The organism is Streptomyces sp. AC627_RSS907 (genome assembly GCF_019049165.1).
This window is the reverse complement of record NZ_JAGMUE010000357.1, coordinates 1-619: the sequence shown is the minus strand read 5'-3', so window position 1 is coordinate 619 and position 619 is coordinate 1. Positions and strand designations below refer to the sequence as shown.

The window sequence follows — 619 nt, the reverse complement described above, 5'->3', positions numbered from 1 at the left end:
GTTCTGTGGCCGGGCGGGGCGCCGGGCCACAAGGGCGATTCGGGCCTCGGCTTCGACCGGACGACCGAGTCGGGGCGGGTGGTACGGATCGACCAGGTGCGGTGCGCGGACGTGCACGCCCAGCCGCAACAGCCCCCGCCCGGCCAGCAGTCGGGCGACCCGGCGGCGGGCGGCGCGGCCAAGGACGAGATGTGCGAGAAGGCCACGATCGAGGTGACGTCGGGCAAGGACAAGGGCCGTACGTTCCCCGAGATCGTGCAGCCGTCCGCGTCCCGGCAGTACGAGAAGGGCCAGAAGCTCATCCTGGCGTACGCCCCCAAGGCGCCCAAGGACCTGCAGTACTCGGTCTCCGACGTCGATCGGGAGATGCCGATGGCGTTGCTGGCCGGGCTGTTCGCGCTGGCCGTGGTGGCGGTGGGTCGGCTGCGCGGGGTGTTCGCGCTGGTGGCTCTCGCGATCAGCTTCGGCGTGCTGACGCTGTTCATCCTGCCCGCCATCCTGGCGGGTTCGAACCCGCTGGTGGTGGCGGTGGTCGGGGGCAGCGCGATCATGCTGGTCGCGCTGTACATGTGTCACGGGCTGACCGCCAGGACCTCCGTCGCGGTGCTCGGCACGCTGA

1 protein-coding gene is annotated in these 619 nt (G+C 71.2%); it reads left to right on the top strand.

The annotated features are described in order from the left end of the window. A partial coding sequence (locus KUM32_RS35715; RefSeq protein ID WP_217146073.1) for a YibE/F family protein occupies positions 1–619 on the top strand: 619 nt, incomplete at both ends.